At 60.1% G+C, this 8265-nt stretch carries 8 protein-coding genes; 5 read left to right on the forward strand and 3 right to left on the reverse strand.

Features of this window, described 5'->3' with window-relative positions:
• Positions 1-379 precede the first annotated feature (379 nt).
• Entirely contained in the window at positions 380-673 is a 294-nt protein-coding gene (locus tag ACRXB1_RS23885) for a hypothetical protein (RefSeq protein ID WP_174362446.1), read from the forward strand.
• Between the two features lie 21 nt (positions 674-694).
• On the opposite strand, the gene ACRXB1_RS23890 is transcribed toward ACRXB1_RS23885, so the two are convergent.
• Positions 695-1639, reverse strand: coding sequence for a cation diffusion facilitator family transporter (locus tag ACRXB1_RS23890; RefSeq protein ID WP_449493434.1), 945 nt, complete (start codon positions 1637-1639; stop codon positions 695-697).
• Between the two features lie 61 nt (positions 1640-1700).
• Positions 1701-2765: a selenide, water dikinase SelD gene (selD, locus tag ACRXB1_RS23895; RefSeq protein WP_062172318.1), complete on the reverse strand. Its 1065-nt coding sequence runs from the start codon at positions 2763-2765 to the stop codon at positions 1701-1703.
• Positions 2766-2965: 200 nt separating this feature from the next.
• Here selD and ACRXB1_RS23900 point away from each other — a divergent pair, with 200 nt between their 5' ends.
• The 4 genes from ACRXB1_RS23900 (at position 2966) to ACRXB1_RS23915 (ending at position 7054) form a co-directional block, all read left to right on the forward strand.
• A complete protein-coding gene (locus ACRXB1_RS23900; protein ID WP_449493435.1) occupies positions 2966-3736 on the forward strand; it encodes an SDR family oxidoreductase in 771 nt (256 codons plus the stop codon).
• A gap of 46 nt (positions 3737-3782) precedes the next feature.
• Positions 3783-5105 (forward strand): MFS transporter, encoded by a 1323-nt coding sequence (locus tag ACRXB1_RS23905; RefSeq protein WP_449493436.1) that lies wholly within the window; start codon positions 3783-3785, stop codon positions 5103-5105.
• Between the two features lie 17 nt (positions 5106-5122).
• Positions 5123-5953, forward strand: coding sequence for an IclR family transcriptional regulator (locus ACRXB1_RS23910; protein ID WP_449493437.1), 831 nt, complete (start codon positions 5123-5125; stop codon positions 5951-5953).
• Between the two features lie 135 nt (positions 5954-6088).
• The gene (locus tag ACRXB1_RS23915) at positions 6089-7054 is read left to right on the forward strand and encodes a glycosyltransferase family 2 protein (protein ID WP_449493438.1); all 966 of its coding nucleotides are present in this window, start codon (positions 6089-6091) and stop codon (positions 7052-7054) included.
• A gap of 7 nt (positions 7055-7061) precedes the next feature.
• Here ACRXB1_RS23915 and ACRXB1_RS23920 read toward each other — a convergent pair whose 3' ends face one another.
• Positions 7062-8261 (reverse strand): Gfo/Idh/MocA family protein, encoded by a 1200-nt coding sequence (locus ACRXB1_RS23920; RefSeq protein ID WP_449493439.1) that lies wholly within the window; start codon positions 8259-8261, stop codon positions 7062-7064.
• Positions 8262-8265: the final 4 nt, after the last annotated feature.

Consider the following 8265-nt stretch of genomic DNA (forward strand, 5'->3'; position numbering starts at 1 on the left):
TCGACATGAACCGCGCGATCGTGGTCTCCAACGACACGTATTTCTACATGCTCGCGCACGATCTGGGTGTGAACGCCATGGCCGGTTTCATGAAGCCGTGGGGCTTCGGGCAGATCACTCAATGCCACGGGCGCCTGCTTTGCAGCGCTGCTTGCGCTGGTTGCGGCGATTGCCGGAAAAGACAAAGCACCGTTCAGGGCAAACGCGAAAAGAAGGGAAATGGACAGGACAATTTTGCGCATAGGCGGGATGAGGAACTCTGTTATGGATTCCGCAACGGATGCGCTCGGCCTCGAGCACGATTGAACCTGCGGTCATCGCAGTACAAGCTGGAATACTTCGTGCATGAAAGGTCTGATCAAAACTACCGGACCTTCGCATGCGAGTCCAGAACCAGCCAACTGCCAGGCTTCTGACGGCCGCCGCGCTTGCCGCGGCCGGACTGCTGCTAGCACTTCTCACGCCCGGGCGTGCAGTTGCCGCCCACACCCCGGGTAGCGCAAGGGACCTGAAAACCGCGCCGCCGGCGGCGGCGTCGGTAAGCGACCCCGGTAGCATGATGACACTCGATGAAGGCACCACGCAGCTTCCGGCAACCGGCAACACGCAATTGCCCGATACACCGGACACGCCGCGGCCGCACCACGATCGCCCTCCGGCGCATTTGCCGTGATCGTTTTGCAGGCCCGTCGCGTCAGGCCTGCGCTTCTGTGCGGTCTTCGGTTTTCGTTCCCGGCGCGTGTGCAATGTCCGGTTCGAAAAACACCCAGCGCGCTTCAGGAAACGCGCGCTGCAGGTCCTCTTCGATCACGTTGATGGCATCGACCATCGCGCGGCCGCTTTCGTATTCCACCATCTCGGCCTGCACCGCGACCACGATCTGCTTGCCCCACTGCAGCGTGATCAAGTTGAGCACGCGGACGATTTCCGGACGCGCGCGCAGATGTGCATCGATCGCCCTGCGCACTTCCGGACTTGCTGATTCACCCACGATCATCGACTTGACTTCGCGTGCGACCAGATACGCGATCACCATCAGCAACACACCCACGCCGATGGAACCCGCTGCGTCATAAACGGAGTTGCCGGTGATCATGGTCATCAGCACCGCGCAGAACGCGATTGCCAGACCGGCCAGCGCCGCGACATCTTCGCCTGTCACGACGATCAGCTCGGACTCGCGCGTTTCGCGGAACCATCGCCAGAGCGATTTGTTGCCGGAGGTCTTGCGGATCTCCTTCAACGCGCCGGCAAGTGAAAACGCTTCGAGCACGACGGAGATGCCGAGCACGACCAGCGCAACAATGGGATTCGTGACCGGCTCATGCGCCGAGATCCGATGCACGCCTTCATAAACAGAGAACGCGCCGCCGACAAAAAACAGCAGCAACGCAACGAGCATCGAATAAAAGTAGATCTCGCGGCCCGAGCCGAGCGGATGCAGCACGTCGGCGGGCGCCTGCGAGCGTTTGAGACCGAACAGGAGAAGAAGCTGGTTGCCGCAATCGGCGGTCGAGTGAATCGCTTCGGCGAACATGGAGCCGGAGCCCGTGAACGCCGCCGCGCCGAACTTGCACACGGCAATGCCGAAGTTGGCGGCGAGCGCGTAAAAAATGGCCTTCGGCGATTCTTCTTTCATCGGGCTCCCGGCGAGTGTTCAGGTTTTTTGAACATGATGAACTTGGATGGAAGTCGCGGATTCAGACCACTTCGACGCGGCTTTCGCCGTCGATCATTTCTCCGATCACAGCCGCTTCGTCGAAGCCGTCCGCGCGGAAGATGGCGAGGACTTCGTCAACCGCTTCAGGCGCACACGATACCAGCAGGCCGCCCGAAGTCTGCGGATCGGTGAGCAGGGTTTGTGCCATATCGTGCAACGACGACGCGAGCCGGATGTCCTTGCCATACGCCGCCCAGTTGCGCCCCGATGCGCCCGTGAACACCCCCGCCTTCGCGAAAGCCTCGACGCCCGGCAGCCACGGCAGATCGCTGTAGCGGATCCGCGCGGTCAGCCTCGCTCCCCGGCTGAGTTCGAGCGTATGGCCGAGCAGGCCGAAGCCGGTGATATCGGTCAGCGCATGGACTGCGTCCAGCGCCGCGAGATCCGCGCCCGGCCGGTTGAGCTTGGTCGTGGCGGCGATCATGGCGGCGTACCCCGCGGCATCGAGTTGATCCTTTTTCAGCGCCGCCGATAAAACCCCCACGCCCAGCGGTTTGCCGAGGATCAGCACGTCGCCGGCGCGCGCGGCCGCGTTGCGCTTCACCCGCTTCGGATGCACCAGTCCGATTGCAGCAAGACCATATATAGGTTCGACCGAATCGATGGAATGGCCGCCGGCAACAGGAATGCCCGCCTCAGCGCAAATGGATTCGCCGCCCTTGAGGACGGCTGCGATCACGTCGTGCGGCAAAACGTTGATCGGCATGCCGACGAGCGCCAAAGCGAGGATCGGCTTGCCGCCCATCGCGTAGACGTCGGAAAGCGCGTTGGTTGCGGCGATGCGGCCGAAATCGTAGGGATCGTCGACGATCGGCATGAAGAAGTCGGTCGTCGCGACGATCGCCTGCTCGTCGTTCAACCGGTAAACCGCCGCGTCATCCGCCGTGTCGTTACCGACCAGCAGATCGGGAAACAAGGCCATGGGCGTACTGCGCTTGAGCAGGTCGGCAAGCAGCCCCGGCGCGATCTTGCAGCCGCAGCCGCCGCCATGGGAAAGGCTTGTAAGGCGCGGCGACGGGTTGGCGTTCAGCTTGATTTCAGTCATTCAGAAGGTCCGGCGAAGTAACGGGCGAACGACATTATGGTGTCTGTTCGGGATTGGCGGGAAAAGCCGGATTTTCGGGAAGAAGCCGTAACTCCGCGTTTACCTTCACTTATAAAAAACATTTTCATATGTGAAAATCAGCGTTGGAATCGAACACAATGCTGCGTTCGATGGAACCTGACAACGTGAAAGGAGCGGCAATGGTCAAGCGGGTCGAAGGCAAGAATGTGGTGGTGACGGCGGCTGGAAACGGCATTGGGCGGGCCTCGGCGCTGATGCTGGCGGCAGAGGGCGCAACTGTCTGGGCTACCGACATCAACGAAGAAGCGCTCGCAGAACTCGCGCGTGACGCCGGCGCGGGCTCGACCTTGCGCACCGCGCGCCTGAATGTGCTCGATGCCGCCGATATTGCCGCGTTCGCCGCGAAGACCGGCCCTATCGACGTGCTGTTCAACTGCGCCGGCTTCGTGGCCGACGGCAACATCCTGAAGTGCGACGACAAGGACTGGGATTTCAGCTTCGACCTGAACGTCAAGGCCATGTACCGGACCATTCGCGCTTACCTGCCGGGCATGCTGGAAAGCGCCAAAGGCGCGTCGATCATCAACATGGCATCGGCGGCGTCGAGCGTGAAAGGCGTGCCGAACCGCTTCGCATATGGGGCATCGAAGGCGGCTGTGATCGGCTTGACAAAGTCCGTTGCCGCCGATTTCGTCGGCCAGGCGATCCGGTGCAACGCGATCTGCCCGGGAACCATCGAGTCGCCGTCGCTGCGCGGGCGTATCGCGACGCAGGCGGCGGCGTCCAACGTGGACGAAGAGAAGGTTCGGGCAGCGTTTGTTGCGCGCCAGCCTATTGGACGCGTTGGTCGTGCGGAGGAAGTGGCGGCGCTCGTCACCTATCTCGCCTCCGACGAATCCGGATTTACCACCGGCACGATCCATATGATCGACGGCGGCTGGTCGAACTGATCCGCGCTCCTGCCGATAACAACTACACACCTCAGGAGACCGCCCCATGTCGGGATCGATTCCACTCGCCGGGAGCGCGGCAGAAGCCAGCGCGCTCGAAGAAAACGCGTATCGCAAGGCTGTCTGGCGGATCGTTCCCTTGCTGATCGTCTGCTTCATCTTTGCGTACTTCGACCGCGTCAACATCAGCTTCGCCAAACTCCAGATGCAGGGCGATCTCGGCCTCTCGAACGCTGCGTATGGTTTCGGCGCGAGCATCTTCTTTGTGGGTTATTTCATCTTCGAGATCCCGAGCAACCTGATCCTGAGCCGCGTCGGCGCGCGGGTCTGGATTGCGCGGATCATGATCTCGTGGGGCATTGCGTCGGCGGCGATGATGTTCGTGACATCGGAGACATGGTTCTACGTGCTGCGCTTCGTGATTGGCGCGACCGAAGCCGGGTTTCTGCCCGGCATCATCCTGTACTTCACGTACTGGTTTCCGGCAAAGCGGCGCGCACGAATCAATGCGCTTTTCATGACGTCGATATCCATTTCCGGCGTGATCGGCGGCCCGTTGTCGGGCTTCATCATGACGCGCTTCGCGGGCGTCGGCGGACTTGCCGGATGGCAATGGCTGTTCGTGCTCGAAGGCTTGCCGACGGCGCTGCTCGGCTTGCTCGTGCTCGCGATCCTCGATGACCGTATCAGCAACGCAAAGTGGCTCAGCGCCGAAGAAAAAGCCGTCATGCAGGCCAATATCGATCGTGAGGACAAGGGCACGTCGCATAGATTCATCGATGCGATGCGCCAGCCCGGCACCCTCCTGCTCTCGCTGATCTATCTCTTCATGCTGATGGGTTTGTACGGCCTCACCTTCTGGATGCCGCAACTCATCAAGAACACCGGCATCACGAGCCCCATGACCATCGGCTTGCTCACAGCGATTCCGTATGCGGCGGCCGGCATCGGCATGGTCGCGCTCGGAAAGAGTTCGGACCGGCACGGCGAGCGCCGCTGGCATCTCGGGCTGGCGGTGGCGGTGGGCGGTATCGGTTATGCGCTGAGCGCGTACTTCGCGCACGACACCACGCTCGCCATGATCTCGCTTGTGATTGCGTCGGTTGGCGCGATCGGCTGCCTGCCCGTCTTCTGGACCCTCCCGCCCGCGTTTCTCAGCGGTACGGCAGCGGCGGGCGGCATCGCGCTGATCAACTCCATCGGCAATCTGGGCGGGATCATCAGTCCGTATCTGGTCGGCAAGGTAGTCGATCTCACCGGCGCCACGTCGGGCGGCCTGTATGCCATCGCCACCGTCCTGATCCTCGCTGCATTGCTGATTGTGTTCGGCTTGCCGGCGCGGATCGCGAACCGGGATCAAGCGCTTTGAAATTTTTTTGACCTGCCATGAACACAGTACTGAAGCCACCGAAGAACGCATCCGCCGATAATGCCGAGAGCCCCCGTTACGCGGCCCCCGCGCTCGAGAAGGGACTCGATATTCTCGACGTCCTGGTCGATACCGCCGAAGGCTACACGCTCAACGAACTGTCGGTGAAGCTCGGGCGCACGGTCAGCGAAATCTTTCGCATGGTCGTGACGCTCGAGCGGCGCGGTTACGTGCAAGGCGACCACAACGACCGCTACACCCTGACGCTGAAGCTGTTCGAAATGGCGCACCGGCAGCAGCCGATCCGTTCGCTCACCGCCATGGCTCTGCCGCTGTTGCGCGATCTTGCGAACGTGACGCGGCAGTCGTGCCATTTATCGATTTACCATAGCGGGCGCGTGGCGGTGATCGCTCAAGTCGACAGCCCCGAGCGATGGTCATTCGGCTTGAAAGTGGGCGCCGTCATGGGCCTGACCGATACTTCATCGGGTCACGTGCTGATGGCGTTTCGCGATCCCGCCGAGCGCGAACGGATGCTCGCCGCGCATACGCGCGTGGAAGGCGAAAACGATGTAGAGCCATCGGCCTTGCTCGCTTTACTCGATGAAATACGCGCCGCCCGACACGAGATCGTGCCGAGCCGGCAAATGCGTGGCGTAACCAACGTTGCGTTCCCGGTGATAGGCAGTAACGGCGATGCAATCGCCGCGGTGAACGTGCCTTATCTTGAACGCATCGATCAAAAGCTCAATCCCGTATTCGACGATGTCTGCCGGATGGTGGGAGACATGGCGTCGCAATTGTCGGCGCTGATGGGCTTTAGCGGCTACAACCTCGAAGGCGAATGAGCGCATCCAGTTTTAAGCGGACACGGGATAATAAATAAAATAAATCGCTGCCGGCTTGCTTTGATTTAATCGCGTTGACGAAAAAAATCACCGTCCGTATAAAAGTTGCACCAAGCAACCTCCGGTGACGACATCATGAAAACGACGAAAATATCCATATGCCTGCCGACGTGCAACCGGCCCGAGTTGCTGGTCGAATCGCTCACGTCGTGCCTTGCGCAGACGCACGAGAACATAGAGATATTGATTGGCGATGATTCGTCGGATCACCGCACGCAGGCGTTGATCGATTCGACTTACCTGCATGAACCGCGCGTGATCTATGTCCGCAACGAACCCGCGCTCGGACAGGCGGATAACATTGCCAGCCTCTTTGATCGCGCCACCGGCGACAAGATCCTGCTGATCCACGACGACGATGCCCTCAAGACCGATTGCATAGAGCGCCTGCTCTCGGCGTGGGATCTCCATCCCGATCTCGATATTGCGTTCGGCGATCAATATCAGATGAACGACCACGGCGTAGTGGATATTGAAGCCAGCAAGAAGCTCAACACGGACTACCATCGCACGGACGCAGTAGTCGGATTGCAAACCGATCCCGGCAGAACCGGCCTGGTTCAGATGATGCCAAACAATGGCTGGCTCGCGAACGCGGACCTGGTCAAGAAGATCAGCTATAGAAAGCAATACGGCATTGGTTGCGAATACGTCTTCGGCGCACAGATTTGCATTGCGGCCGCGCAGGTGTTCTACCTCAAGGAATACGTGTCGTATTACCGCAAGACGGATGTATCGATGTCGAAGACGACCGCGCGCTCAACGACAGCGGCCGCCGTCCTCGCTTATGACTTCCTCAAGTCGCTCAAGCTTGACAAGAAACTTGAGCCGGCGCGCGAACTCGCGCTCAAGCGGATCGTGCCGATTGTGGTTTCGGTATATGCGCGAAATCATCAACCGGCACTGGCGCTTGGTATCGCGCTTTCGCATTTGTATGCGTACGACTATGGACTCAACAAACGCCTTTATTTCCATCTGATGCTGGTCCTCAAGGGACTTACCGCGACGGGAACTTTGAAGAGCAGCACGCAGAACGGCTAGGCAACGCTCAAAACGTTTCTTCTTCAGGATCGGGGCCGCGGGTCGAAGCTTGTGGCTTCGATATCTTCACTACGCGTGCAGTCCGCGCGGATTCGTAGATCGCCTCCATGATCCGCTGGTCCTGCAAACCCTCTTCACCGGGCGTATGCGGGATCTTGTCATTGATCACGCAAAGCGACATGTGATCGATCTCGCGGGCAAACTGGTTATTCGGATCGGTGGTAATTTCCGTGTTCGCCGACTTGCCGTCGACAAGCATGCCGTAACGCATGCGCAAACCGTTGTAGCCGAAAGCCGGGTCCATTTCTGCCCAGCCGTCGGTCCCTTGCAAGCGGAAAAACCGTGACTCGTGGCATCCGTAACTCGCCATGCATGTCGCTGTGAAACCGCTCGGAAACCGCATGATGAAGTGCACCGATTCCTCGACTTCCTTGAAGCGTGGATCAGCTGCGGGTTGCGTGAGCGAGGCCGAGACTTCGTAGGGTTCTTCGCCGCTGAGAAACCGTGCAGCGTTGAGCGCATAAAGCCCGATATCCGGCAGTGCACCGCCGCCGGCAAGCGCCTTGTTCAACCGCCACTGCGAAGGACCGCTCTGGTTCTGCGAGTTGCCGGCAATGAATTCGCGCAATGGACCCAGCTTGTTCTCCTTCGCCATTTTCGCGATCATGCGATCCATTGGCTCGTACTGGCTTCTGTAGGCGACCATCAGCTTGCGATTGTTCTTGCTGCATGCATCGATCATCGCCTGGCAATCGGCCACGCTCGTTGCCATCGGTTTTTCGCACAGCACATGCTTGCCGATCTTCGCCGCCCTCAACGTGAATTCCTTGTGCATGCCATTGGGCAGCACGATATAGACGACCTGCACGCGCGGGTTGTCGGCGAGACGTTCGAAACTTTGGTAGTCGTATATATCCGCTTCACGCACGCCGTATTGATGCGCGATCTTCAACGCCTTGTTGCGATCGCCCGAAACCAGCGCCGCCACACGCGAGTACTTGCAGTTCGACAACGCCGGCAAGATCTGATCGAGCGCCAGGTGGCCCAGCCCGACGATTGCATATCCGATGCGATCATCGGGCGGCAGGTTTGCATCCGGCGTTTCTTCCTTCTGCTCGGTCCTGGGGTCCGCGATCAGGGGCAGCTTGACCGAATTGGCTGCGGCGGCAGGTGGTCCCGCAGCCCATGCCGTGCCCGCCGCAGCCAATTCA

The organism is Caballeronia sp. M23-90 (assembly GCF_053574605.1).

What these genes read in the sequence shown, in the direction of transcription:
- ACRXB1_RS23885 (WP_174362446.1), top strand. Translation starts at nt 380, where the DNA reads ATGCGAGTCCAGAACCAGCCAACTGCCAGGCTTCTGACGGCCGCCGCG.
- ACRXB1_RS23890 (WP_449493434.1), bottom strand. Translation starts at nt 1,639, where the DNA reads ATGAAAGAAGAATCGCCGAAGGCCATTTTTTACGCGCTCGCCGCCAAC.
- selD (WP_062172318.1), bottom strand. Translation starts at nt 2,765, where the DNA reads ATGACTGAAATCAAGCTGAACGCCAACCCGTCGCCGCGCCTTACAAGC.
- ACRXB1_RS23900 (WP_449493435.1), top strand. Translation starts at nt 2,966, where the DNA reads ATGGTCAAGCGGGTCGAAGGCAAGAATGTGGTGGTGACGGCGGCTGGA.
- ACRXB1_RS23905 (WP_449493436.1), top strand. Translation starts at nt 3,783, where the DNA reads ATGTCGGGATCGATTCCACTCGCCGGGAGCGCGGCAGAAGCCAGCGCG.
- ACRXB1_RS23910 (WP_449493437.1), top strand. Translation starts at nt 5,123, where the DNA reads ATGAACACAGTACTGAAGCCACCGAAGAACGCATCCGCCGATAATGCC.
- ACRXB1_RS23915 (WP_449493438.1), top strand. Translation starts at nt 6,089, where the DNA reads ATGAAAACGACGAAAATATCCATATGCCTGCCGACGTGCAACCGGCCC.